Source organism: Desulfovibrio sp. SGI.169 (assembly GCF_050313595.1).
GTDB lineage: Bacteria > Desulfobacterota > Desulfovibrionia > Desulfovibrionales > Desulfovibrionaceae > Desulfovibrio.
The window spans coordinates 1-439 of sequence record NZ_JBNPLS010000091.1 but is presented as its reverse complement, the minus strand read 5'-3'; the positions used below and the strand labels follow the sequence as shown (position 1 = coordinate 439).

Here is a 439-nt window from a genome sequence, read left to right as displayed (position 1 = left end):
GAACCAATAAAAATGTTCGGGCGTAATGCCGTTGAAACGCCGCAAATGCCTTTTCGCTTGATTCCAAAAATTTTCTATCCCATTGATATGGTTAGCTTGTTCCGCAAACTGCCTTGAATGATTGATTCGGTGGTGATGGAACCCGCTGATGTCCAGGGCATTATATGCCTTGAAAGTATCAGTGTACACGATACTGTCCGGCTCAACTCGCTCCTCGATAATCGGCATCAGCGTTGCGGTGCATGCGTTGGGAATTATGGCCGTGTAAACCTTGTCATTACGCTTCAGTAACCCGAAAACTGCTATTTTCCCGGCGGCTCCACGCCCGCGTTTCCCTTTTCGTACCCCGCCAAAATAGCTTTCATCCGCTTCAACTTCTCCAGACAAACGATAACTGGGCAAATGCGTGGCAATCAGGCGTCGCAGGCGCATAAAATAC

The 439-nt window shown here is 48.5% G+C and carries 1 protein-coding gene; it reads right to left on the bottom strand.

All coding sequences use genetic code 11. The annotated features are described in order from the left end of the window. On the bottom strand, positions 1-439 hold a 439-nt coding region (locus ACQRA4_RS13930), incomplete at both ends, for an IS1595 family transposase (RefSeq protein WP_427823642.1).